Consider the following 24198-nt stretch of genomic DNA (forward strand, 5'->3'; position numbering starts at 1 on the left):
AGGCCTCTCCGTTACGCCGTTGCAGGCGTGAGTAGCAGTTGTTTAAGTTCAGGAATGCAGGAGCCGCAGTTGGTGCCGCACTTCAGCGCGGCCCCCAGCGCCGCAGGCGAGTCGCAGCCCTCCTCTATCGCCCGGCGGATCGCCGTTTCGCCGACGCCGAAACAGCTGCAGATGATGCGCCCCGCGTCGTTGCCCTGTGCGCTGCAGCCCGCCAGCAGCGCAAAGCGTCCGGCGGCGTCGGCGGGCGGCGCGCAGAAAGCAGCGCTAATCAGCCCCTGGTCAAGCGTCGGCAGACGCGGCGCGGCGTAGAATGCCAGCTGCAGCTCGCCTTCGCGCCACGCCAGCAGCCGGTACTCACCCGCGGCACCCGTCGCCTGCTGCAGCTGCATGTTCTGCGTCGCCAGCTGCGCCTGCGCCCAGTCGCTGGCGGCGCCATCGCCCGCCAGCGTCAGCCGCTGCGCGCCTGCCTGCGGCGCGCGTGCCCAGTAGCGCAGCCCGGCGGGTGGGTGGATATCGCGCTGCCACAGCCAGCCCTGCCAGTCGGTGCGCAGCGGCTGGAGACGCACCGCCGTCTGCTTCAGCGCCGGCTGGCCCGACGCGGGACAGCAGCGCGCCGTCACCAGCGCGCCGACGCTGCTCTGCAGGGCGAACTGGCGGTTCCAGTGCATCGGCGCAAACAGCTCGTCAGGCCGCATGCCGCTGTCGATCCGCACCCGCGCCACCATCCAGCCGCGCGTCGACTGCACCCGCGCCAGGTCGCCGTCGGCGAGGCCCCAGCGCTGCGCCGTCACCGGATGCAGCGCGATAAAGGGCTCGTCGATATGCTGCATCAGACGCGGCACCGCGCCAGTGCGCGTCATGGTGTGCCACTGATCGCGGATGCGTCCGCTGTTCATCAGCAGCGGACAGGCTTCGTCAGCCGCCAGCGCCAGCGGCGCGGCGCAGGGCAGCAGCCGCGCCTTGCCGTCGGCATGGAAAAAGCGGCGATCGCCAAACAGCCGGGCACAGCCGTGGGGAAAGCGCGCGTTGACCGGCCACTGTACCGGCTTCAGCCGATCCCAGCTCTCATCGCTGAGCTGCGCCAGAGCGCTGATGTCGAAAGCGCGCTGGCCCTGGTTTTCAAAGCCGGAGAGCGCAGCGTGCTCGCGAAAAATCTCCGCCGGATGCTGCCAGGCGAAGGCGTCGCCAAAGCCGAGCCGCTGCGCCACCTGCGCCAGCAGCCACCAGTCTGGCTTCGCCTCGCCGGGCGGCGGCACAAAGGCGCGCTGGCGCGAGATGCGCCGCTCGGAGTTGGTAACGGTGCCGTTTTTTTCGCCCCAGCCGAGCGCGGGCAGCAGAATATCGGCGAACGCCGTGGTGTCGGTCTGCGCCATCACGTCGGAGACGATCACCAGCGGACAGCTCGCCAGCGCCTGCGCCACGCGGTTGCCTTCCGGCATTGACGCCGCCGGGTTGGTGCCGAGGATCCACACCGCCTTTACCTCGCCGCGCGCCACCGCCTCGAACAGCGCCACGGCGGTAAGGCCTGGCCGCCGCGCCACCGTCGGGCTGCGCCAGAAGCGCTGCAGCCGGTCGCACTCGGCGTCGCTGAAGCCCATATGCGCCGCCAGCTGGTTCGCCAGTCCGCCCACTTCGCGTCCGCCCATGGCGTTAGGCTGCCCGGTCAGCGAAAAGGGGCCGCAGCCCGCGCGGCCCAGCTTGCCGCTCAGCAGATGGACGTTAAGAATGGCGTTATTATGGTCGCTGCCGGCGACCGACTGGTTAATGCCCATGCACCAGAGCGTCAGTACGCGATCGCTGCCGCTAAAGAGCTGGTAGAACTGCGTCAGCAGATCGCTATCCAGCTCGCAGGCCGCCGCCGTGCGCGCCAGCGTCCAGGGCTGCGCCGCCGCCAGCGTCTCCTCTACGCCGTTCAGGTGGGGCAGCATGCTGCTGTCGATGCCGCTATGCTGCGCCAGCCAGTTGAGCAGGCCAGCGTACAGTGCGCCGTCGCTGCCCGGCCGCAGCGGCAGATGCAGATCCGCCAGATCGGCGCTCGCGGTGCGGCGCGGATCGATCACCACCACCCGCATCGCCGGGCGCTGCTGCTTCGCCTGCACCAGCTGCTGATAAGCCACCGGATGCGTCCAGGCGGCGTTGGACCCCACCAGCACTACCAGATCCGCCTCGGCGAAATCGGCATAGCAGCAGGGCACCGCGTCGGCGCCAAAGGCGCGCTTGTAGCCCACCACCGCCGAGGCCATGCAGAGCCGCGAATTGGTATCGATATTGGCCGCGCCGATATATCCCTTCATCAGCTTATTGGCGACGTAATAGTCCTCGGTGAGCAGCTGGCCGGAGGCGTAGATCGCCACCGCCTCCGGGCCGTGCCGGTCAATAATGGCGCGCAGTCGCGCGGCGGCACTCTCCAGCGCCCTCTCCAGCGCTACCGGTTCGCCGTCGACCCGCGCCCGCAACAGCCGCCCGCTGGCATGCAGGGTGTCGCCCAGCGCCGCGCCTTTCACGCACAGGCGACCGTGGCTGGCCGGATGGCTGGGGTCGCCGGTGACGACGCCGCTGGCGCTCACGCTGACGCCGCAGCCGACGCCGCAGTAGGGACAGGTGCTCTTCATGAGGCTTCCGCCATCAGGTTCAGCGGCCGGTTCGCCACCCAGATCTGCCCCGCTTCCAGCTTCACCGGCCAGCAGCGCAGCCGCTGCTGTGGATCGTCGAGGCTCTGCCCGTCGCGCAGCCGCACGCGCTGTTTATAGAGCGGCGAGATCACCACCGGCTCCCCCGCCACGTCGCCGAGGATGCCGCGCGACAGCACGCTGACCTCGCTGCCCGGCTCGCGATCCTCCAGCGCATAGAGGGCGTCGCCGAAGCGGAACAGCGCAATGCGCTCGCTGCCGAGACGCGCGCCGATGCCCGCCTGCGGCGGCACCGCCGCAAGATCGCACAGCGCGCTCCAGGGCTCGGCGGGCAGCTCGCGCAGCGGGATACGCGCCTGCGTTGCGGGCTGACGCTGGTCGCGCACCCGATGGTAAGGCGGCGTCTCGTCCGGCCCGTCGCCGTTAACGGCGGTGGTAAAGAGCGCGCGCCGCGAGGGATCCGCCAGCGTGGTTCGCCATTCGCACTGGTAGCTGTCGACCACGCGCTGCATCTCCGCCTCCAGCGTCGCCGCAATGTCGAGGCTGTCCTCGATTACCACCTGGCGCAGGTAGTCAAGCCCCCCTTCAAGGTTATCCATCCAGACGCTGGTGCGCTGCAGCCGGTCGGCGGTGCGCACGTAGAACATCAGGATGCGGTCGACGTAGCGGATCAGCGTCTCGTCGTCGAGATCGCTGGCGAAGAGATCGGCGTGGCGCGGCTTCATGCCGCCGTTGCCGCAGACGTAAAGATTCCAGCCTTTCTCGGTGGCGATAACGCCGATATCTTTGCTCTGCGCCTCGGCGCACTCGCGGGTGCAGCCCGACACCGCCATTTTGATCTTGTGCGGCGCGCGCAGCCCTTTGTAACGGTGCTCCAGCGCGATGGCGAAGGCGGTCGAATCCTGCACGCCGTAGCGGCACCAGCTGGAGCCGACGCAGGACTTCACCGTGCGCAGCGATTTGCCGTAGGCGTGGCCGGTCTCAAAGCCCGCCGCCAGCAGCGCCTCCCAGATAGCGGGCAGCTGATCGAGCCGCGCGCCGAAAAGATCGATACGCTGGCCGCCCGTAATTTTGGTGTAGAGATCGTAGCGCGCCGCCACCTCGCCGATGGCGATCAGCCCCTGCGGGGTGATCTCACCGCCCGCCACGCGCGGCACCACCGAGTAGCTGCCATCTTTCTGGATATTGGCGAAGTAGCGATCGTTGGTCTCCTGCAGCGGCAGGTGCGCCGGCTTCAGCAGGTAGTCGTTCCAGCAGGAGGCGAGCAGCGACGCCGCCAGCGGTTTGCACACCTCGCAGCCGTGGCCGCGCCCGTGCGCCGCCAGCAGCGCCTCCCAGCTTTTCAGCTCGCCGACGCGCATCAGGTGATAAAGCTCCTGGCGTGACCAGGGGAAGTGCTCGCAGATATCTTTTTTTACCACGACACCCAGATTCGCCAGCTGGTGCTCCATCACCTGCTTTACCAGCGCCGAACAGCCGCCGCAGCCGGTGGCCGCGCGGGTACACTGCTTCACTGCCGCCATATCGCCGCAGCCCGCCTGCACCGCGGCGCAGATATCGCCCTTGCTGACGCTGTGGCAGGAGCAGACCTGCGCGCTTTCCGGCAGGGCCGCCACGCCCGATGCCCGGCCCGGCGATGCCGCCAGTGCGGGCAGGATCAGGCTCTCCGGCGCGGCGGGCAGCGCCATCTGGTTAAGCATCATCTGCAGCAGCGTGCTGTAGTCGCTGCTGTCTCCCACCAGCACGCCCCCCAGCAGGGTTTTGCCCTCGCCGCACACCACGATCTTTCTGTAAATCCCCTTCGGCTCGTCGGTCCAGTAGAGGCTCTGGCTGCCCGGCGTGCGGCCGTGCGCGTCGCCGAACGAGGCGACCTCAACGCCGAGCAGCTTGAGTTTCGTGCTCATATCCGCGCCGCTGAAGGTGCTGGCCTCGCCGGCGAGCTGTCCGGCCAGCACCCGCGCCATCTGATAGCCGGGCGCCACCAGGCCGAAGATCTGCCCGTTCCACAGCGCGCATTCGCCGATGGCAAACACCGCCTCGTCGCTGGTCTGGCAGCGATCGTTAATAGCGATGCCGCCGCGCGCCCCCAGGCTCAGCCCCGCCTCCCGTGCCAGCTCGTCGCGCGGACGAATACCCACCGAAAAGAGCACCATATCGGTGTTGAGCCTCTCGCCGTCGGCAAACTGCAGCGTCAGGCTGCCGTCCGCTTCGCGCGCAAGGGTTTGCGTCTCCTTCGCAGTATGTACCTGCACGCCGAGCGCCTCAATTTTACGCCGCAGCATCTGCGCGCCGCCCTCGTCGAGCTGTACCCCCATCAGGCGCGGCGCGAACTCAACCACATGGGTCTCCAGCCCGAGCTGACGCAGCGCATTGGCCGCCTCCAGCCCCAGCAGGCCGCCGCCGATCACCACCCCGCGCTGGCTGCGGCGCGCGCAGGCGGCGATGGCGTCGAGATCGTCCAGCGTGCGGTAGACGAAGCAGCGGGCGTCGTCATGGCCGGGAATGGGCGGCACAAAAGGACGCGAGCCGGTGGCGAGCACCAGCTTATCCCACGCCAGCTCGTCGCCGCGGCTGTCGCGCAGGCTGCGCTGCTGGCGATCGATGGCGACCACCCGACAGCTGCTGCGCAGCTCGATACCGTGCGCCGCAAAGAAATCCTCGCCGACCAGCGACAGGTCGGCGGCGCTTTTGCCCTCGAACCAGGATGAGAGATGGACGCGATCATAGGCGGGCAGCCGCTCTTCGCCGTAGACCACGATGTGATAGCGCTGGTGCAGCGCGCGCGCCACCAGCTGTTCGAGGAAATAGTGGCTAACCATGCCGTGACCGACCACGGCTAATACCGGTTTACTCATCATCGGGCTTCCTGCAGCCTGCGGCTGCGATTCGGGTGGAGTGTCAAAAAGGGTGTGCAGCGCGGCGGGTTCGCCCGCCTGCAGCTTTGCCAGCAGCGGCGCGGCCTGCCGACAGTCGCCGTAGAGCAGCACCCCTGTCAGGCGGCCGTCGCGCAAAAACAGACGGCGGTAGTCGCCAGAGAGCGGGTCGAAGCTGATGCAGCTCTCCGCCTCGCGAATATCCCCGCAGCTGAACAGCGAAATGCCGCTGACCTTGAGGCGGGTGCCGCTTTCCTGATGGTGAAAATCCGCAGCCGGCTGCCCGGCCAGCTGCGCCGCCAGCACCGCCGCCTGCGCCTGACCGGGCGCCGCCAGGCCGAAGGTTTCGCCGTCGATTTCGCAGCACTCGCCGAGCGCGTAGACGCCGGGCACTGCGCTACGCAGCTGGCGATTCACCAGGATGCCGCGCCCACAGGGGACGCCCGCCGCCGCCGCAACGGCGATCTCCGGCTCAATACCGATGGCGATCACCACCTGCGCGGCCGGCAGCGCACGGCCGTCGGCGAGCAGTACGCCGCTTTCCGTCACTGCCGCCAGCCCGCTGTTAAGCGCTACCCGTAGCCCGCGTGAACGCAGCTGCGCCTCCAGCAGCGCGCCCGCCTGGGCATCCAGCTGGCGATCCAGCAGCCAGCGCTTAGGGTGCAGCAGCGTGACCTCGCGCCCCCTGGCGCACAGCGCGGCGGCGGCCTCAATGCCGAGGAAGCCGCCGCCCAGCACCACCACCGGCCCCTTCCCGGCCAGCAGCGCGTCGACGTCCGCCCTGGTGCGAAAGCCACAGACCTGCGGCCGGTCAATGCCGGGTATAGCGGGCAGCCGCGGGCGCGATCCGGTGGCGAACACCAGCCGATCCCACTGCAGCGCGCGGCGGTCGGTTTCCAGCCGCCGCGCCGCAAGGTCGACGCGCTGCACCGTTTCGCCCGCCAGCAGCGTGACGCCCTGTTGCTGATACCACGCCGGCGTGTGGATCAGCGTTTCTTCAAAGGATGTCTCGCCCGCCAGCACCGGCGACAGCAGCACGCGGTTATAATTGCCGTGCGGCTCACGCCCGATCACCGTAATGGCGTAGCGATCCGGGGCGAGCCGCAGCAGGCACTCAACCATGCGCATCCCCGCCATACCGTTGCCCACCACCAGCAGCCGTTGCTTCATATGCCGCTCCTCAGGCTGCGGTCTGTTTTTCATAAAGAAAGTGCAGGATCTGCTGGCGCAGCTGGTGATAGCGCGCGTCGTCCGCCAGCGCCACCCGCGATCGCGGCCTGGGGAGATCGACGGCGAGGATCTCGCCCACTTTCGCCGCCGGGCCGTTGGTCATCATCAGCACCCGGTCGGAGAGCAGCACCGCCTCGTCGACGTCGTGGGTGATCAGCACGATGGTGGTGTTCAGCTCCTGCTGGATGCGCATCACGCTATCCTGCAAGTGGGCGCGCGTCAGCGCATCGAGCGCGCCGAACGGCTCGTCGAGCAGCAGCACGCGCGGCTTCATCGCCAGCGCGCGCGCAATGCCGACGCGCTGCTTCATGCCGCCCGATATCTCGCCGGGACGCTTGTGCATCGCATGGCTCATCTGCACGCGATTGAGGTTGTGCTCTACCCACTCGCCCATCTCCGCCTTGCTCATGCGTCCCTTAAAGACCTGGCGCACCGCCAGCTCGACGTTCTGCCAGGCAGTCAGCCAGGGCAGCAGCGAGTGGTTCTGAAACACCACCGCGCGCTCCGGGCCTGGCCCGGCGATTTCGCGGTTGTCGCACAGCAGCACGCCGCTGCTCGGCGCGCTCAGCCCGGCGATCAGGTTGAGCAGCGTCGATTTGCCGCAGCCGGAGTGGCCAATCAGGCTAAGGGTTTCCCCTTCGTGAATATCGAACGAGACGTTGTCCAGGGCGAGAAAGTCGCCGCCCGCCGTGGTGAAACGCTGGCTGACCTGCTGAACGCGAATAATCGGTGACATAGCGACTCCTTATTTATCCCAGCTAAAACGACGCGCCAGCAGCATCAGGCCCTGCTCCAGCAGCAGGCCCACCACGCCGATAAGCAGAATGGCGATGAGGATGTTCTCGACGTTAAGGTTGTTCCACTCGTTCCAGATCCAGAAGCCGATGCCGAGCCCGCCGGTAAGCATTTCGGCGGCGACGATCACCAGCCAGGCGATGCCGATGGAGAGCCGCACGCCGGTAAGCACCGCTGGCAGCACGGCGGGAAACAGGATGCGGCGCAGGATCGTCCACTCGGAAAGCTGCAGCACGCGCGCCACGTTGAGGTAGTCCTGTGGGATGCGCTGCACCCCTTCGGCGGTGTTGATTACCATCGGCCAGACAGAGCAGATAAAAATGGTCCAGCTGGAGGCGGGTTCGGCGCGCTGAAACAGCAGCAGGCCGATAGGCAGCCAGGCGAGCGGGCTGACCGGGCGCAGCAGCGCGATAATCGGGCTGAACATGCGCGACACAAAGGTAAAGCGCCCGATCAGAAAGCCAGCGGGAATGCCCACCAGCGCCGCCAGGCCGAAGCCGACGGCGACGCGCTGCAGCGAGGCGAGCACGTTCCAGCCGATGCCCTGATCGTTTGGTCCGGCGTTATAGAAGGGAGCGGCGAACAGCGTCAGCGCCGCCTGCCAGGTGGCGTAGGGCGTGGGAAAGCCGCTGCTCCACAGCGCGGCGATCTGCCACACCAGCAGCATCAGCAGCAGGCCGCACAGCGCCGGAATAAGGCGCTGCATCAGCGGACGCAGGCGCGCCGGGCGGGCCGCGCTTTTCGGTTTCAGATTCAGGGTGATAACGGTGCCGGGTTCGACCGCCGCCGGGGCGCTGATCTGCGCGACTTTTTTCATTTCTGCCTCTCTTAGCGTTTCAGGGCGAAGCTGGCGGCGTAAGCGGCGGGATGCGTGCCGTCCCATACCTTGCCGTCCATCAGGGTGCTGCTGCGCAGCTCGCTTTGCGGCAGCGCAACGTTGCCGACGGCGCTGGCCGCCTGTTTGTAGATATCGATGCGGTTAACCTGGCGCGCCACCGCCAGATAGTCGGGATCGGCGCTGAGCATGCCCCAGCGCTTCAGCTGCGTCAGGAACCACATGCCGTCGGAGAGCCAGGGAAAGCTCACCGCGCCGTCGCGGAAAAAGCGCATCGGATGCGCGTCCTGCCAGCTTTTGCCGAGGCCGTTCTGGTACTGACCGAGCATCCGCCCTTCCAGCGTCTCGACTCGGGTATTGATCCAGGCGCGCTGCGCCAGCACCGCCGCGGTTTCACGGCGGTTATCGTCAGAGGCGTCGATCCAGCGCGCCGCCTCCAGCACCGCGGCGGTAAGCGCGCGGGCGCTGTTGGGATTGCTTTTCACCCACTCGGCGCGGGTGGCGAGGATCTTCTCCGGGTGATCGGGCCAGATCTGCTGCGAGGTCGCGGCGGTAAAGCCGATGTTGTCGCTGATGGCGCGCTGGTTCCACGGCTCGCCGACGCAGAAGCCGCTCATATTGCCGATCTTCATATTCATCACCATCTGCGGCGGCGGCACGACAAGGGTGCGAACGTCGTTAAACGGATGAATGCCCGCCTCGGCGAGCCAGTAGTAGAGCCACATCGCGTGGGTGCTGGTTGGAAAGGTGTGGGCGAAGCTAAAGGTGCCTTTTGGCTGCGCCGCGACCGCCTGCTTCAGGCTGGCGGCGTCGGTGACGCCCTGCGCTTTCAGCTGGCTGGAGAGCGTAATCGCCTGGCCGTTGTTGTTAAGGGTCATCAGGTTGGCCATGTCGTGCTGCGGCCCCGCCACGCCCAGCTGCAGGCCGTAGATCATGCCGTAGAGCGCATGGGCGGCGTCCAGCTCGCCGGCGGTGAGCTTGTCGCGTACTGCCGCCCAGCTCGCCTCTTTGCTCGGCTGCAGCGTCAGGCCGTACTTTTTATCGAAGCCCTTGACCGCCGCCATCACCACCGGCGCGCAGTCGGTCAGCGGAATAAACCCGACGCGCAGGCTCGCCTTCTCCGGCGCGTCGGAACCGGCGGCCCAGACGGCGTTACGCAGCCCTGGCAGCAGATATGCGCCGCCGACAGCGGCGCCGGCGAGTAACAACTTGCGCCGTGAGGCGGAAAAAGAGGAGTGGCTCATCGCTCGCTTCCTGAAAAAAGGGAATAAAAAAAGGCGTCCGACCGACATGCCTGCGCATGCGGATGGACGCCTTTATCCAAAGCACTGTTTCGCCGCCGTTGGCGAAAGAAGTGCGAATACCCTGTAAGTCCAGCAAGGAGCGTGCCAGGTTAATGAACCCGCCGCGCCGCGGCTCCCGGCGCGGCCAGGCCAGAGGGATGCACTTTGTTAACGCGGCCTGCGCACAGCGGTTGTGCATCTACCTCTGCAGAGGTAGCTGCCCCTTACGGCTGCGCGGGGGGCTGCGTCATCGCGGCCACCGCCAGTACCGCCTGGGCGATATCAATAATGCGTTTATTCTGGTTCATGGCGCTTTTGCGCAGCGCCTGCCACGCCGCCGGCTCGTCGTAGCCGTGCTGCTGCATCAGCCAGGCCTTCGCCTGATCGATAGTTCGCCGCTCCTCTAAGGTGGCGCGCATGGTCGCCAGCTCATCCGCCTGGCGCTGCAGACGCTGCGCCTGCTCGCGCACCAGCGACAGCACCGAGCGGCCAAGCTGATGCGCCAGCCCGTCGCTGTGCAGGCGGGTCTGATCCTCCGGCAGCCAGTCGGCGCCGGCGATATAGAGGCTAAAGCTCTGGTCCGCCGCCGGGACCGGCTGGGCGGCTTCGCTCTGCGCGGTCTGAATCGCCTGGCGACAGCGCGTCATCAGCGTGGCGGTAAGGTGATCCTCCAGCGTTTTCATCTGATCGATGCGGGCGCTGAGCAGCGAGAACCAGCGCAGGGTGCCTGACTCTTCCGCCTGGCCGAGGGTGCAGGCGATGCGACGCAGCCGCTCTACCTCGCGGCTGGCGGAGGCCAGCGGACGCCAGCGGGCCAGCGCGTCGGCGTCGGCGAACTGGCTGAAGGTGGCAAAACTCTGCTCCTGCGCCGCGATCAGCGCCACCATACGCTGACGCTGCTCTTCGCTGAAGCGGCCGGCGGCGAAGCCGGCCGATCCGGTGGCGCGCTCCTGCCCTGCCAGCTCTTTGCCCTGCATAAAGCTGAACAGCGCAATCAGCGCGCGGGAGATATCGGGATGGCTGGCGGTATCCGCCGCCTCAAATACCAGGGTCAGCAGGGTGCGGATCACCTCGTTGAACGCCTGCATCGCCTGCGCCTGATCGCGCTCGCCCGCCAGCATCTGCGTGCGCAGCCCCGGCAGCGCCGCCAGCGCCTGCAGCGCGGCGGCGATCAAATTGCAGAAGCGGCTGTCGCCGGGATGGGCCGCCGCGGGCGGCAGCGCCCGGGTAAAGCGCCGGATCGCCTCGCCTACCTCACCCTCGCGCGCCAGGCGCTCCTGGCTAAACAGCCGCCCCTGCGAACAGATCCAGATATTGCTGGCGCCGCGCTCGCGCTGCAGCTGGTGGATCAGCTCGCTCAGCGCCGCAATCAGCTGGCCGGTGTGCAGCAGCCGTTGCAGGCTGGCGATGTCGCTGTCGCGCGATGCCTGGAGGTATGCCAGCGCGTCGGTCATAGGGGTCACCTTTTACTCAGAGTCGCCTTGTCTGGGCAATACGAAGCAAAAGCCATGCCGCTTTACAAAAAAAAGGCGATCCCCCTCACCCGGATATTCTGAAAATAGCGGGCGTCCAGCCGAGCCTGGCGACGTGGCAAAAAGTGGAAGCAATTAAAAAAATTTAATAATTTCCTATTCCTGGTGGCCCATGACAAAATAAGCTGCTTCATAATTCATCGCGTTACGTCATTCATTAGTTAAACGGGTTTAACTGAACTGCCCAGCGACGTTTTTCGGCATTTTTGCGCGCCGCGCGCCTGCCCGGCTAGCATGACTTTAGCGACAGCGCAATAGTTTGAAATCTCAAAAGTCTTAGGTAGACTGGTCGCAGTACTATCCTGATGTAATTTGTCTGTTTTTTTAGCTGATGCTGTGAAGGCATGATGCAGCGCGCAGGTCGTCACCAGGATGACGATGGCGGCGTATTATGCAGTTACTCTGATGAAATCGAGGAACATGGTGAAAAAGAGTCTTGCGTTAATGCTGCTGGCGACGTTGACCCTGGCGGGCTGCAAAGCGCCGCCCCCGCCGGTCACTGATGACACGCTGGTCACCAGCGAAGTCAATGGCGTTAAGTTAGTGCATCGTCATGCGGTGGTCGCGCCTGCCGAATTTACCCCGGTGAATGAGACCTGGCGTGCGCTCTATGCCGCCTCGGTGATGACCACGCCCGACTACGGCGGCAAAGTGGTACGTTACCTTGAAACCGGCAAGCCGTTTGAGGTGCTGGGCAGCGTCGAAAACCACTGGCTGGCGATCGCCGACCAGGCCGACGGCCCGCTGATCGGCTATGTTCCGCTGAAAGCGGGCGTAGAGAGCAGCCGCTACGACGCGACGCTGCGCAGCGATCGCCCGCGCCCGCGCGGTAAGAATAAGCAGGTCTGCGTCGATGTTGGCGGCGCCAGCAAGGCGTGTCGCACCAACGATACCGCGACCTGGATCTTAGACTGATAATGAAATCCGGCGCATATTGCCAGTTTGTTATCCCTGAGCTCGCCACTCAGGGATCTGTTCTTGTCTGGAAGAATCCCCGTTAATGACACAAGAATCGCAGGCCGCAGAGGCAAACGCCTCGGGCAACGATAATCTTTTACTTCAGGCTGCGGCGCCGCTGCTGAACGCCGTGGTGCAGCTACGCCAGGCGGTCACGCACGACGACCCCGCCGGCCTGCGTCAGTCGCTGATCGATGAAATTCGCCAGTTCGAGCAGCGCTGCAAACAGGCCGGGCTGCCGTTCGAGATGATTATCGGCGCGCGCTACTGCCTGTGCAGCGCGCTGGACGAGGCGGCGGCGCAAACCCCGTGGGGCACGCGCGGCGTCTGGTCCGGCAACGGCATGCTGGTCACTTTCCACAACGAAAGCTGGGGCGGCGAAAAATTTTTCCAGCTGCTGTCGCGCATTTCGCAGAGTCCGGCCCAGCACCTCTGGCTGCTGGAGGTGGTGCACTACTGCCTGCTGCTCGGCTACGAAGGCCGCTACCGCGGCAGCGACAGCGGACGGGTGCAGTGCGACGCCATTCGCAAGCGCCTTGCGAAGCTGATCGAAGAAACGCGCCAGCCGCAAAGCGAGAGCGCCAGGCCGCTGGTCGAGGTACATCCGCTGGTCAGCAGCATCTCGCGCCCGATGATCCCGCTCTGGGCCTGCGCCACCGTCGCCGCGCTGCTCGCCTGCCTGCTCTACAGCGCCCTTAACTGGCGGCTCGGCAACGACGCCGAACCGCTGCTGCGCGCGATTTATCAGACGCCGCTGCCGCAGATCACCGTCGGCCGCCGCCCCTCTTCGCCGCAGGCGCTGCTCGATCTGCGCCAGCGCCTCAACGACGTTATCGCCGCCGGTCAGCTCGAAGTCAGCGACGGCGCGTTCGGCAGCAAGGTGATTATCCCCGCTGACAAGCTGTTCGCCGAACAGGGCACCGCCATCAATCCGGTGGGTCGCGCGCTGCTGGCCCGCGTCGCCACGGCGATGAAGAACGTTAAAGGCACGGTGCTGGTGTCGGTCTTTACCGACAATCGTCCGGTGGATAACAGCCGCTTCGCCTCCAGCTATGAATTCTCTTTCGCCCGCGCCCGCGCCGTGACCCAGCTGCTGCAGTCGCAGCTCGCCGACGGCCATGCGATCCGCTCTGAAGGGCGCGGCGACAGCGATCCGCTGCTGCCCAACGACAGCAACGAAAACCGCACGCGCAACCGCCGCGTCGAAATTACGCTGTTCGCCGCGCCGGAAACGCTCAGTAATCATCAGGAAACCCAGTAATGCGCGCATCATTACGCCCTGCTCTCACCCATCGTCTGCTGTGGAGCTTTATTGGCGTGACGGCGCTGAGCTGTCTCGTCTGGATCCTCGGCCCCTTCTGGAGCTGGGGAGAAACCCGGCCGCTGGAGCCGGCGCTGCCGCGCCAGCTGACGGTGGGTCTGCTCTTTTTCATCTGGATTTTGTTTCAGTTTATCCCCTCGCTCTATCGCGCCTGGTTCAACAGCAAGCTGCTCACTAATTTGCAGCAGGCGGGCGCGGAGGATCTCTCCGACCGTCAGGCGACCGAAGAGCTGCTCACCCAGCGCTTCAGCGAAGCGGTGATGCAGCTAAAACGCATGCCCTTCAGCCGCAAAAGCAACAGCCGCTGGCTGGCGCGCATGCAGTCGGGCTATCTCTACCAGCTGCCGTGGTATCTGGTGATCGGCGCGCCCGGCGCGGGCAAAACCACCGCGCTGCTCAACGCCGGTCTCGACTTTCCGCTGACCGACAGCGTCGGCAAGACTGCCATCCGCGGCGTAGGCGGCACCCGCCACTGCGACTGGTGGTTTACCGACCAGGCGGTGCTGATCGACACCGCCGGGCGCTATACCCTGCAGGAGAGCCAGCGCGCGCGCGACGCCAGCGAGTGGAACAGCTTTATCAATTTGCTGAAGCGCTACCGCACCCGCCAGCCGATCAACGGCGTGATCATGACGCTCAGCGTGGCGGATCTGCTGAGCGAGTCGGCCGAGACGCGCTATGCCCAGGCGAGCGCCATGCGCAACCGCCTGAGGGAGCTGCACCAGCAGACCGGCATTCACTTCCCGGTCTATGTGATGGTAACCAAAACCGATCTGCTGAAAGGCTTTATGGGCTATTTCGGCGCGCTGGAGAAGCGCCAGCGTGACGCCGTCTGGGGCTTTACCTTTCCCTGGGAGCCGGGCAAGCCGCATAAAGATGACTGGCACCGCAGCTTTCATCAGCAGTTCCACCGTCTCGAACAGCAGCTGCTGCAGCAGCTGGGTCACAAGATGGCGCAGGAGCGCGATCTCAGCCAGCGCGCCGACTGTTTCCTCTTTCCGCAGGAGTTCGCCTCGCTGCGCCCGCTGCTGAGCGAATACCTTGACGTGGTCTTCTCCGACCAGCAGGAGTCGATCGCCTGGAGCGCCCGCGGGCTCTTCTTTACCAGCGGCACGCAGGAAGGCCTGCCCTTCGACCGCATTATGGGCGAGCTGAGCCGCAAGCTGCAGCTGCCGCAGGCGGGCGGTCAGACCATCGCCGCCTGGGACAGCGTCAACCGCAACAGCCCTATTCCCGGCAACAAGGGACAGAGCTTTTTTATTCGCGATCTGCTTAGCGACCTGGTGTTCCGCGAGAGCGGTCTCGCCGGCAGTAACCGCCACTGGGAGCACCGCAACCAGCTGTTCCACTGGATTGGCTACGGCGTGCTGGCAGGCGCGCTCACCATCGCTTCGGGGCTCTGGATGATTAGCTTTTTCCAGAACCAGCGCTATCTCAGCCAGGTGGCGGAGCGCGTGCCGGTTATCGCCACCCAGAGCCAGCAGGTGATCCATCAGCCGGCGGATAATATTTTTGATCTGCTTCCCTTTTTGAACAACCTGGTTAAACTGCCGCTTTCGGACCACTTTTCTCTGGATAATCCGCCAGTTACCATGCGCGCCGGGCTTTATCGCGGCACCCAGGTGAGCGATGCCGCCTGGGCGCTTTATCAAAATGCGCTAAAGTCTTTGCTATTACCGCGCGTCGCGCAGCAGATCACCAACCTGCTGCGAAACGACAAGGGCGACGACAATGAATACAGCCGCAACGCGCTGCGCGCCTATCAGATGCTCTATCAGCCGCGCAACTACGACGGCGAATTTTTACGCGCCTGGCTGATGCAGAATTTGCAGCGCTCGCTGCCTGAGAACGTCAGCGCGCGCGATCTGCAGCAGCTTGACTGGCACCTCAGCCAGCTGCTGGATCAGCAGATTCAGTCTTCGCCCTATGCGCGCGACAATGCGCTGATGATGCGCAAGCTTGCGGAAAATCTTAAAAATGCGGGTCGCGAAGGCAGCGCGCTGGCCGTTACGCCAGCGGCGGACGCGCAGCGATTGACCACGCATAGCGAGTAATGATGAGGTGAGTATGGCTGCGATCGTCGCCCCCGGCTGGTACGGGAAGCTCCCTTCAACCGGCGATTTTCTGCGCCACCGGTTGAGCGAGAAACATATCGCGCCCTGGACCCACTGGTTTCAGCAAGGGCTGATGCACTGGCACAATCAGGAGCAGGCGGCCACCAGCTGGTTTTTACGGGCGCCGGTGTGGAACTTCGTTCTGCCGATCACGCCGGGCGTGCAGCAGGTGCAGATGGGCTGCCTGATGCCCTCTTGCGATCGCGTGGGCCGCGCCTGGCCGCTGCTAGCCCTGCGCACCTTCCCGCTCAGCCAGTGGCATCCGGCGCAGCTCGCAATTTCCGGCGACTGGTTTCAGGATTTAGGCGCCACGCTCTACCAGGCGGTGCAGGTTCAAATCCCCCCGGCGCAGCTGGAGCAGCAGATGCAGGCGCTGCCGCCGCTGCTGGTGCCGGAGAAGCAGCGTTCCGATATTATGGATGTTATCGGCTTCAGCGACCTGCCCTGTACGCTGAGCTGGCGCGAGGTGGCGGACCGCTTCGATCCCCAGCAGCATATCAGCTACTGGTGGACCAACCGCTGCGACGGCTTCGCTCATGCGACCCACAAGCACAGCGGCAACCTGACGGCGCAACTGTTTTTACTTCTTTTTAACCCGGCGGCAGGTACTCAGCCGGGACGTAACGGCCTCTATCCGCCAATGTTCGAATAACGGCCTTGCGTTTGCCCATCAGACACGGGATGACTCATGCAATTTACCATTGTGCAGTGCAATACGGATGTTCCGGTAAAAACCGTGGCGTTTCAGCCGCCCGGCGGCACCATCGGCCGTAGCCAGGATAACGATCTGGTGCTGCCGGACGAATCGCGCGCCATTTCGCGTTTGCAGGCGGTGGTGCACCTTTCCGCCGACGGGGAGTGCCGCCTCACCAGCCAGGGCAGCGTAACCGCAGTGGTACACAACGGCGTCGCGCTGGAGCGGGGAATGCAGGTGCAGCTGCGCCATGGCGACGCGCTGCAGATTGGCGAATACCAGCTTGCCGTAGAGGATCCGGCGCGTGCCGACGCGGCGAAAGATGACCCGCTGGCGCTGTTTGTCAGCGAGCTGCAGCTGGAGGGGGATCCGCTGGGCATGCTTGAGGTCGAACCGGCGGGAAGCGTCCTCTCCGCGCCCCCTCCGCTGTCGCGCCACAGCGACGCACGGCTGGCGATCGATCCGCAGCAGAGCGAGTCGCCGCGTGCGACGGGCGTCGCGATGCAGGATCAGGAGAAGCTGATCGCCGCGCTGCTGGAGGGCATGGGGCTGAACAACGGGCACGCCACGCCGATTGATGAAGAGCAGATGCGCGTCACGGGACGGATGCTGAGCCTCTTCTCACAGGGCACCGTGGCGCTGCTGTCGTCGCGCCAGATCCTCAAGCGCGGCGTCAAGGCGGACATGACGATGATCCTCAACGAGGCGAACAACCCCTTTAAGATCCTCCCCTCTGGCAAAACCGTGCTGATGCAGATGTATCAGAGCCAGATGCCCGGCTTTATGCCGCCGGAGCAGGCGGTGCGCGACGCGCTGGTGGATCTGCAGGCGCATCAGCTCGGCATGATCGCCGGCATTCGCGCCATTATCGCCGCCATGCTGCAGTCGTTTAACCCGCAGCGCCTGGAAGAGCAGGCGCGCAGCGAGGGCGTACTGCCTAAACTCCCCTTCTCCGTCGCCCGAAAAGCCGCGCTCTGGGACTATTTTACGCGTAGCTATCAGCGCACCGCCGGCGAGATTGAAGATGACTTCCACACCCTGTTCGGCGAAGCCTTTCTGCACGCTTATGATGTGGAAGTGAACCAGTATAAAGATTCGCAGACCCGGACGGACGACGCATGAAGATTGTATTTGCCAGCCGCTGCCAGCAGGGGCTGCGCGATGAGAACCAGGACCGCACCGGCGCGGAGATCACCGACGAGAAGGCCTGCTTTGTGGTCTGCGACGGCGTGGCGGGCCTCGCCGGCGGCGATCGCGCCGCGCAGCTGGTGCGCGACACCCTGCTGGCCGATCTGCGCGACCAGCCGCGACTCACGCCGGAGAACACGCACGCAGCGATTGAGCGCTGCCGCGCGGCGCTGCGCGAGGCGCAGGCGCAGCAGCCCGGCTTCGCCCGCATGAGCACCACGCTGGCGGCCTTGTTTATCGATCGCCCGCAGCGGCGCGCCTGGTGGGCGCACGCCGGTGACAGCCGGGTATATCACTTTCGCCACGGCACGCTGTTCGACGTCACGCGCGATCACAGTCTGGCGCAGCAGTTGAAGGATGCGGGCTATGAAAATACCGGCATTAACAGTAATTTACTCTATAATGCGCTCGGCGCGGATCCGGCGCGTCCCGTGACCTTCTCCGCCGTGCTGGCGCTGGAAGATGGTGACGCCTTTCTGGTCTGCACCGACGGATTCTGGCTGAACCTGACGGCCAGAGAGATGGAGCAGGCGCTGCGCATGGTGAACGCCTGCGAAGAGTGGCTGGCGCTGATGGAAAAAGCGGTCAGCCGCAGCGTGAAAAAGGATAATCTCAGCGCGCTCTCTGTGTGGATCGGCGAACCTCAGGACGCCACGTTGCTTTATTCTGCGGCGGATTCGGCACGTTTTCTGCCGCCCCGCGACTGATATCAAGGATCCTTATGAAATTGTGGTTGTCCGGCATTGCGACCTTGCTTATCGCTTTCAGCGCGCAGGCCGAAGATTATCGCGTGGTTTACTCCCCCAGCCTGGCGCTGGAGGTCTTTATCGACGGCGTGAAAAGCAAAGCCCCCGACGACTGGTGCAGAGAGTCGCTGCCGCTGCGCATCGTGTCGGGCAAAAGCACCGATTCCGCCGTGCTGACCACCTTTCTGCCGCGCGTCGGCACGCTGCTGGCGAACCAGTGCGGCACGCTGGATGAGCTGCCCTGGCAGATGACCAACAAAGAGGGCGGCGTGCTGGCCAGCGGCAGCGCCAGCAAGCTGCAAAACTGGCGGCCGATTGTGATGGCTGACGCCACCGCCAGCGCCAGCGCCGCTAACGCCGCGCCGCTCGACCTGTCGCGTCCGGCCAGTAACGCGCCGCTACAGCATTTTGATCTGCCTGGCGGCTGCCGCTTCCGCACCTCGTGGGACGCCGACGGCGCGTCGCTGTTTATTCCCGATGTTGCGCAGGCGAAGTGTCCGCACGACGGCTGGCTGGAAGGTAAAAGCGAGTTAGTGCTGGCCAGCATGGGCAAAAGCACACCTCTGCCGGTGACGTTCTATCAGGGCTACCCCATTGCGAATCTGCTGATTACCGGCAACTCGCTGCAGGTGGTGGCCGCAAATAAAGAGCGCATGATCGTGACGCGCGCCGATGCCGCGGAGAGCTGGCTGGTGCTGCCTTTCGACGAGGCGACCCACGTCTGGCGCTTTAACGGCGCCCTGCTGGTGAAAATGGACAAGAATACGGCGCAGCAGGATCCGGACGCCGTGAAATCGCGGGTGGAAACGTTGCGTGGTCTTTGGGGACCGCAGTTTATGCCACAGCAAAAAGTGAATGTGTTACTGATCGACACCCTGCACGCCGATCTGGTTGATCCGGCGATAGGTGCGTGGCGTAACATCAATTAATTACAGCGCAGCCTGGCTGCCAGGCGGTGTTCAGAGAGTTCACTATGTCGGCAAATGATAATCAAAAAGCGGTGCCCAACGCGCTCCCTGCGGGATACCGTTTTAACGAGTTTGAAATCAAGGAAGTGATTGGCGGCGGCGGGTTTGGCATCGTTTATCGCGCCTGGGATCATCAGCTTGAACGCACCATCGCCATTAAAGAGTATATGCCGGTGTCGCTGGCGGTACGCGCAGAAGATCTGTCGCTGGAGCTGCGCGGCGAACGCTATCAAAAGCTGTTTAACGCCGGCCTGACCAGCTTTATGCAGGAGGCGCGTCTGCTGGCGCGCTTCAACCATCCTGGCCTGCTGCACGTGCTGCGCTTTTGGGAACAGAACGGCACCGCCTATATGGGCACGCTCTACTACCCCGGCATGACGCTGAAAGAGTGGCAGCAGACCAGCCCCGAGGCGGTGAGCGAAGCCTGGATCCGCCGCCTGCTGCCGCCGCTGTTTGGCGCCATCAACACTATCCATCAGGCGGGCTATCTGCATCGCGATATTTCGCTGGATAATATTCAGATTCAGGAAAACCAGCTGCCGGTACTGCTCGACTTCGGCTCGGCGCGCAAGGAGATCGGCAACCTGTCGGATGAAACCGAGATTATGCTCAAGCCGGGCTTCGCACCGATTGAGCAGTACAGCGAAGAGGGTGAAAACGAACAGGGGCCGTGGACCGATATTTATGCGCTCGGCGCGGTGCTGCACAGCCTGATCACCGGCAATGCGCCGCCGGTAAGCGTGGTGCGCTGCATCGAGGATAACTACCAGCCGCTGGTCGAGCGCCAGCCGCCCGGCTATTCGCTGCCGCTGCTGCACGCGGTGGACTGCGCGCTGGCAATGAAGCCCGCCGATCGTCCGCAGTCAATTGACGCCTTTGCGGCGCTGATCGACCTGCCCGTCAGCGACGTGGAGGCGGTGGTCAACAGCCTGCAGCCTGCGCCGGAGCCGCCGGTCGCAGCACCTGCGCCTGCGCCCGTGGTCGAGGAGGAGGAGACGGTAACGCCCGCGCCGGTGGTGATGGCGGTCAATCACGCCTCGGCCAGCGTTGAGCCGGTGACGCCGCGCAACGTGCGCCGCCTCTCGCCGGGGCTGATCGCCCTGGCGGCCGCGGCGCTGCTGGCGGTTGTGGTGGTGGCCTGGCTGGCTAACCGTCACGACGCCGCGCCGGAAAACGCCTCACCCGCCGTGGCGGAGAACCCTGTAGTGAACAGCACGCCGCAGGCCACTGCGCCCGCCGCGCTGGCGACGGTCTACCTCAAGCTGGAGCGCGACGCCAGTGTGGTGCTTAACGGTCAGCCGGTAGAGGTGAAAACCGGCAGCAACGGGTTCGCCACGCTCAATCTGGCCGCGGGTCAGTATCGTATCGAAGTGCATTCAGGTACCAGCATGCGCGCGCAGTCGCTGGTGATTGACAAGCCAGGCACCTGGCTGCTGAATCCGGGAAATTAATGGGTTTTCGCGGCGTGGATCGTACGCCGCGAGCCTTGATGTTTATCCCTGCGCACAGTGGACGCCCGCCTGCAGCGCGCGCACCTGATGCGCCAGGCGACTCAGACTCTCCTCTTCCATCCCGCGCTTCGCCAGCTCCTGCTCAAGGGAAAAGAGATACTGCGCGTTGCTGCCCAGCGGCCCGCTCGCCGCCGCAATCAGCGGCGCGATCGCCTCGGGACAGGAGTCCGACTCATAGAGCGGATGGCGCGGATCCATAATAAAGGCCAGCGCGGTGACGCTGCGCCCATCCTCCAGCGTTAATTCGCACCAGGTTGGCAGATAGCAGCCGGTGATCATTTCGCGCTTCCACAGCAGCTCCAGCTCTTCATGCAGGCGCGTCTCCGGCAGGCGAAACGCCAGACCGCTGGTTGACCCGCCCTCTTTCAGCGCCAGCATACGGCCAGGATGGGACGAGGTGCCGCGCCCGGCGATCAGGCGCAGGCAGAAGGCGCGATGCCAGCCCTCCAGCGTGCCGGAAGCGACCTCGTCCGCCTCAAAAACCGGGTTCCACATCAGCGATCCATAGCCAAAGATCCAGACCGGACTCTGGTCGGGGCGGCAGGCCAGCGTGGCCGCCAGCGACGCGGCGCGCTGCTCGCAGCTCCAGAGCAGGGACTCCTCAATATCGCCGAATGACGTTTTGCAGTCAGCTTTTAATAAAAATTCTCGGGTTAACAATGCGACCTCCTGACTTCTTTAACGTCCTGTCCGACGGGCTCCCTTATAAAATCGGCTGGCGGGCGGCATACTTGAGCCGCAACATTCACTGACAGTATGCATTTTCCACACCGCTTTCAAGGCCGCGCTCCGCTGAGAAATTAAAAAATCGCCGCGTCAGGCCAGCCCCGCTGGCCCGTTCTGCAGGTGGCTACTTTTTCGGATGCCACTTGTCGTCATCCCCTTTTTCATACTCTTTTTTTACCGCCGACCAGGCGACTTTGTGCGCAACCTCTTCCTGAGACTCATCGCCGCGGCGCTCATCTTTGTCTTTATACTGATCCCAGGCGCTGTTAAACGCCTTCTGATAGATCTCCTGCGCGTGCGGCGGCAGCACATGTTTTACGCTATCCGGCAGCGCTTCACGATTCTTGTAAGGCATTGCATTTCCTCCATTATGGGCCTGCTTTAAGCCTGGCGTATGGATAAAAAATTACAACCTTGCTATTCAGCCTCCCCTTTTGCACAAAACCGGCAAGGTGAATGAAAACAGGCCTTTTCTCCCAATAAACTGGCGTTTAACCGCCGGATGAATGGGTAGCTGATGTGGCTAACACAATGAACAGGAAGATATAAAATCTGCTTGCTTGCACTTTTGGCGCTGTCGCGCATTAAATGATAAAAAGTAAAAACCGGTAAATTTTCCGGCGGATAAACGGTGAAAAGTTACACTGTCGGATGTAATAAAAGTTCTACTCTTTTGTGAGGCCCCGTTGGGCTTCGCCGACGCATTTCTCTGGAGAGGATGGTGAATGACTACGCATGAAAAAACACGTCACAAAGAGTTCTCGCTGATACTTCCCCTCGCCGCCCTGGGCGTGCTGTTTTTCTTCGGCGGACAAAACTCCCTGCCGGTGGTTATCGGCATCAACCTGCTGGCGCTGGTGGCGATCCTCAGCAGCGCCTTTAGCGTGGTGCGGCACGCCGACGTGCTGGCGCACCGGCTGGGCGAACCCTACGGCTCGCTGATCCTCAGCCTGTCAGTGGTGATCCTTGAGGTGAGCCTGATCTCGGCGCTGATGGCAACCGGCGACGCGGCGCCCGCGCTGATGCGCGACACGCTCTACTCTATCATTATGATTGTCACCGGCGGTCTGGTGGGCTTTTCGCTGCTGCTGGGCGGACGCAAATTCGCCACCCAGTATGTCAATCTTGCCGGGGTTAAGCAGTATCTGATCGCTATCTTTCCGCTGGCGATTCTGGTGCTGGTGTTCCCTGATGCGCTGCCGGGCGGCAATTTTACCCCCACCCAGGCGCTGCTGATCGCGGCAATTTCGGCAGCGATGTACGGCGTTTTTCTGCTGATCCAGACGCGCACCCACCAGAGCCTGTTTGTTTACGAACATGAAGATGACAGCGACGATGGCGACCCGCACCACGGCAAGCCCTCGGCGCACAGCAGCGTCTGGCACACCGTCTGGCTGCTTGTGCATCTGATTGCGGTGATCAGCGTCACCAAGATGAACGCTAACACGCTGGAGCATCTGCTGACGGAGTTTAATGCGCCTGCGCAGTTCACCGGCTTTCTGGTGGCGCTCTTGATCCTCTCGCCGGAAGGCCTGGGCGCCCTGAAGGCGGTGCTGATGAATCAGGTGCAGCGCGCCATGAATCTCTTTTTCGGTTCCGTGCTGGCGACCATCTCGCTGACCGTGCCTGCGGTAACCATTATCGCCACCCTGACCGATCAGCAGCTGGTCTTCGGCCTTGAGCCGCCGCAGATGGTGATGATGTCAGCGGCGCTGATTCTGTGTCATATCTCGTTTTCAACCGGGCGTACCAACGTGCTGAACGGCGCTGCACACCTGGCGATTTTTGCCGGCTATCTGATGACGATTATGCTGTGAATTAAAGGCTTCACACCGCATTCAAATCTAAAAGACAAAGCGCCCCGGCACGACCTGTCCGGCAGGCGAAAAAAAAGAGCGATCGAGGTCGCTCTTTTTTATTTCGCCCGCTAAGGCACCCGTTACTTGCTGGTATCCAGCTCCGGGAAGCTCTTCACCAGATCGTCAATCGCCTTCATCTGTACCAGGAACGGCTCCAGCTTATCCAGCGGCAGCGCGGAGGGGCCGTCACACTTAGCGTGATCCGGGTCCGGATGCGCTTCAATAAACAGACCGGCAATGCCGACCGCCATACCGGCGCGCGCCAGCTCGCCCACCTGGGCGCGACGACCGCCGGAAGCGGCGCCGAAAGGATCGCGCGTCTGCAGCGCGTGGGTCACGTCGAAAATCACCGGGCTGTTGTTGCTGACTTTCTTCATCACGTTAAAGCCGAGCATATCGACAACCAGATTGTCATAGCCGAAGTTGCTGCCGCGATCGCACAGAATCACCTTATCGTTGCCGCCTTCAGCGAACTTATCCACGATATTGCCCATCTGGCCAGGGCTGACGAACTGCGGCTTCTTGACGTTGATCACCGCACCGGTCTTCGCCATCGCTTCCACCAGGTCGGTCTGACGCGCCAGGAAGGCGGGCAGCTGAATAACGTCGACCACGTCGGCCACCGGCTGCGCCTGTGACGCCTCGTGCACGTCGGTAATGATCTTCACGCCGAACGCCTGCTTCAGCGCCTGGAAAATCTTCATGCCCTCTTCGAGGCCGGGACCGCGATAGGATTTAATGGAAGAGCGGTTCGCCTTGTCAAAAGAGGCCTTGAACACGTACGGAATGCCGAGCTTGTCGGTGATCCTGACGTAGTGTTCGCAAATACGCATGGCGAGATCGCGCGATTCCAGCACGTTCATGCCGCCAAACAGCACGAATGGCAGATCGTTAGCGACCTTGATATCACCAATAGTGACGACTTTCTGAGTCATG

The 24198-nt window shown here is 63.9% G+C and carries 18 protein-coding genes; 9 read left to right on the forward strand and 9 right to left on the reverse strand.

Annotated features, from left to right (window positions below):
* Window positions 1-11: 11 nt before the first annotated feature.
* From MHZ97_RS19170 to MHZ97_RS19195, 6 genes are all read right to left on the reverse strand, one after another.
* On the reverse strand, window positions 12-2612 hold the full coding sequence (locus MHZ97_RS19170; RefSeq protein WP_239315456.1) for a nitrate reductase: 2601 nt from the start codon (window positions 2610-2612) through the stop codon (window positions 12-14).
* On the reverse strand, window positions 2609-6673 hold the full coding sequence (nirB, locus tag MHZ97_RS19175) for a nitrite reductase large subunit NirB (protein WP_239315455.1): 4065 nt from the start codon (window positions 6671-6673) through the stop codon (window positions 2609-2611). Before nirB ends, MHZ97_RS19170 begins: the two co-directional genes overlap by 4 nt.
* 10 nt (window positions 6674-6683) lie before the next feature.
* Window positions 6684-7469: an ABC transporter ATP-binding protein gene (locus tag MHZ97_RS19180; RefSeq protein WP_103797535.1), complete on the reverse strand. Its 786-nt coding sequence runs from the start codon at window positions 7467-7469 to the stop codon at window positions 6684-6686.
* A gap of 9 nt (window positions 7470-7478) precedes the next feature.
* Window positions 7479-8345, reverse strand: coding sequence for a nitrate ABC transporter permease (gene ntrB, locus MHZ97_RS19185; RefSeq protein ID WP_239315454.1), 867 nt, complete (start codon window positions 8343-8345; stop codon window positions 7479-7481).
* Between the two features lie 11 nt (window positions 8346-8356).
* Complete coding sequence (locus tag MHZ97_RS19190) at window positions 8357-9607, reverse strand: CmpA/NrtA family ABC transporter substrate-binding protein (RefSeq protein WP_103797533.1); 1251 nt, start codon at window positions 9605-9607, stop codon at window positions 8357-8359.
* A gap of 263 nt (window positions 9608-9870) precedes the next feature.
* Window positions 9871-11100 carry a nitrate regulatory protein gene (locus MHZ97_RS19195; protein WP_239315453.1) on the reverse strand — a complete coding sequence of 410 codons (1230 nt, stop codon included), beginning with the start codon at window positions 11098-11100 and terminating at the stop codon, window positions 9871-9873.
* Window positions 11101-11598: 498 nt separating this feature from the next.
* Here MHZ97_RS19195 and MHZ97_RS19200 point away from each other — a divergent pair, with 498 nt between their 5' ends.
* The 8 genes from MHZ97_RS19200 (at window position 11599) to MHZ97_RS19235 (ending at window position 20617) form a co-directional block, all read left to right on the forward strand.
* Complete coding sequence (locus MHZ97_RS19200) at window positions 11599-12093, forward strand: SH3 domain-containing protein (RefSeq protein ID WP_199187370.1); 495 nt, start codon at window positions 11599-11601, stop codon at window positions 12091-12093.
* Between the two features lie 85 nt (window positions 12094-12178).
* The gene (icmH, locus tag MHZ97_RS19205; RefSeq protein ID WP_103797531.1) at window positions 12179-13396 is read left to right on the forward strand and encodes a type IVB secretion system protein IcmH/DotU; all 1218 of its coding nucleotides are present in this window, start codon (window positions 12179-12181) and stop codon (window positions 13394-13396) included.
* The gene (gene tssM / locus MHZ97_RS19210; protein WP_103797530.1) at window positions 13396-15510 is read left to right on the forward strand and encodes a type VI secretion system membrane subunit TssM; all 2115 of its coding nucleotides are present in this window, start codon (window positions 13396-13398) and stop codon (window positions 15508-15510) included. Before icmH ends, tssM begins: the two co-directional genes overlap by 1 nt.
* 13 nt (window positions 15511-15523) lie before the next feature.
* On the forward strand, window positions 15524-16222 hold the full coding sequence (tagF, locus tag MHZ97_RS19215) for a type VI secretion system-associated protein TagF (protein ID WP_103797529.1): 699 nt from the start codon (window positions 15524-15526) through the stop codon (window positions 16220-16222).
* A gap of 36 nt (window positions 16223-16258) precedes the next feature.
* Entirely contained in the window at window positions 16259-17386 is a 1128-nt protein-coding gene (tagH, locus tag MHZ97_RS19220) for a type VI secretion system-associated FHA domain protein TagH (protein ID WP_103797528.1), read from the forward strand.
* Window positions 17383-18159 carry a PP2C family serine/threonine-protein phosphatase gene (locus MHZ97_RS19225; protein ID WP_239315452.1) on the forward strand — a complete coding sequence of 259 codons (777 nt, stop codon included), beginning with the start codon at window positions 17383-17385 and terminating at the stop codon, window positions 18157-18159. Before tagH ends, MHZ97_RS19225 begins: the two co-directional genes overlap by 4 nt.
* A 14-nt stretch (window positions 18160-18173) precedes the next feature.
* Complete coding sequence (locus tag MHZ97_RS19230) at window positions 18174-19127, forward strand: hypothetical protein (RefSeq protein WP_103797526.1); 954 nt, start codon at window positions 18174-18176, stop codon at window positions 19125-19127.
* A 44-nt stretch (window positions 19128-19171) separates the two neighbouring features.
* Window positions 19172-20617, forward strand: coding sequence for a serine/threonine-protein kinase (locus MHZ97_RS19235; RefSeq protein WP_239315451.1), 1446 nt, complete (start codon window positions 19172-19174; stop codon window positions 20615-20617).
* A 42-nt stretch (window positions 20618-20659) separates the two neighbouring features.
* Here MHZ97_RS19235 and MHZ97_RS19240 read toward each other — a convergent pair whose 3' ends face one another.
* Window positions 20660-21337, reverse strand: a complete 678-nt coding sequence (locus tag MHZ97_RS19240) for a gamma-glutamylcyclotransferase (RefSeq protein WP_239315450.1) — start codon at window positions 21335-21337, stop codon at window positions 20660-20662.
* A 190-nt stretch (window positions 21338-21527) separates the two neighbouring features.
* Window positions 21528-21758: a putative cation transport regulator ChaB gene (gene chaB / locus MHZ97_RS19245; protein WP_103797523.1), complete on the reverse strand. Its 231-nt coding sequence runs from the start codon at window positions 21756-21758 to the stop codon at window positions 21528-21530.
* A gap of 370 nt (window positions 21759-22128) precedes the next feature.
* Between chaB and chaA the strand changes: the two genes are divergently transcribed.
* On the forward strand, window positions 22129-23220 hold the full coding sequence (gene chaA / locus MHZ97_RS19250; protein ID WP_239315449.1) for a sodium-potassium/proton antiporter ChaA: 1092 nt from the start codon (window positions 22129-22131) through the stop codon (window positions 23218-23220).
* Between the two features lie 122 nt (window positions 23221-23342).
* Here chaA and kdsA read toward each other — a convergent pair whose 3' ends face one another.
* A complete protein-coding gene (kdsA, locus tag MHZ97_RS19255; protein WP_239315448.1) occupies window positions 23343-24197 on the reverse strand; it encodes a 3-deoxy-8-phosphooctulonate synthase in 855 nt (284 codons plus the stop codon).
* Window position 24198 lies beyond the last annotated feature (1 nt).

The organism is Pantoea sp. ACRSC, from assembly GCF_022346785.1.
In the GTDB taxonomy this organism is placed as follows: domain Bacteria; phylum Pseudomonadota; class Gammaproteobacteria; order Enterobacterales; family Enterobacteriaceae; genus Pantoea; species Pantoea alvi.

Coding starts and splice junctions, on each gene's coding strand:
- MHZ97_RS19170 (WP_239315456.1), bottom strand. CDS start 2,612: ATGAAGAGCACCTGTCCCTACTGCGGCGTCGGCTGCGGCGTCAGCGTG.
- nirB (WP_239315455.1), bottom strand. CDS start 6,673: ATGAAGCAACGGCTGCTGGTGGTGGGCAACGGTATGGCGGGGATGCGC.
- MHZ97_RS19180 (WP_103797535.1), bottom strand. CDS start 7,469: ATGTCACCGATTATTCGCGTTCAGCAGGTCAGCCAGCGTTTCACCACG.
- ntrB (WP_239315454.1), bottom strand. CDS start 8,345: ATGAAAAAAGTCGCGCAGATCAGCGCCCCGGCGGCGGTCGAACCCGGC.
- MHZ97_RS19190 (WP_103797533.1), bottom strand. CDS start 9,607: ATGAGCCACTCCTCTTTTTCCGCCTCACGGCGCAAGTTGTTACTCGCC.
- MHZ97_RS19195 (WP_239315453.1), bottom strand. CDS start 11,100: ATGACCGACGCGCTGGCATACCTCCAGGCATCGCGCGACAGCGACATC.
- MHZ97_RS19200 (WP_199187370.1), top strand. CDS start 11,599: ATGGTGAAAAAGAGTCTTGCGTTAATGCTGCTGGCGACGTTGACCCTG.
- icmH (WP_103797531.1), top strand. CDS start 12,179: ATGACACAAGAATCGCAGGCCGCAGAGGCAAACGCCTCGGGCAACGAT.
- tssM (WP_103797530.1), top strand. CDS start 13,396: ATGCGCGCATCATTACGCCCTGCTCTCACCCATCGTCTGCTGTGGAGC.
- tagF (WP_103797529.1), top strand. CDS start 15,524: ATGGCTGCGATCGTCGCCCCCGGCTGGTACGGGAAGCTCCCTTCAACC.
- tagH (WP_103797528.1), top strand. CDS start 16,259: ATGCAATTTACCATTGTGCAGTGCAATACGGATGTTCCGGTAAAAACC.
- MHZ97_RS19225 (WP_239315452.1), top strand. CDS start 17,383: ATGAAGATTGTATTTGCCAGCCGCTGCCAGCAGGGGCTGCGCGATGAG.
- MHZ97_RS19230 (WP_103797526.1), top strand. CDS start 18,174: ATGAAATTGTGGTTGTCCGGCATTGCGACCTTGCTTATCGCTTTCAGC.
- MHZ97_RS19235 (WP_239315451.1), top strand. CDS start 19,172: ATGTCGGCAAATGATAATCAAAAAGCGGTGCCCAACGCGCTCCCTGCG.
- chaB (WP_103797523.1), bottom strand. CDS start 21,758: ATGCCTTACAAGAATCGTGAAGCGCTGCCGGATAGCGTAAAACATGTG.
- chaA (WP_239315449.1), top strand. CDS start 22,129: ATGACTACGCATGAAAAAACACGTCACAAAGAGTTCTCGCTGATACTT.
- kdsA (WP_239315448.1), bottom strand. CDS start 24,197: ATGACTCAGAAAGTCGTCACTATTGGTGATATCAAGGTCGCTAACGAT.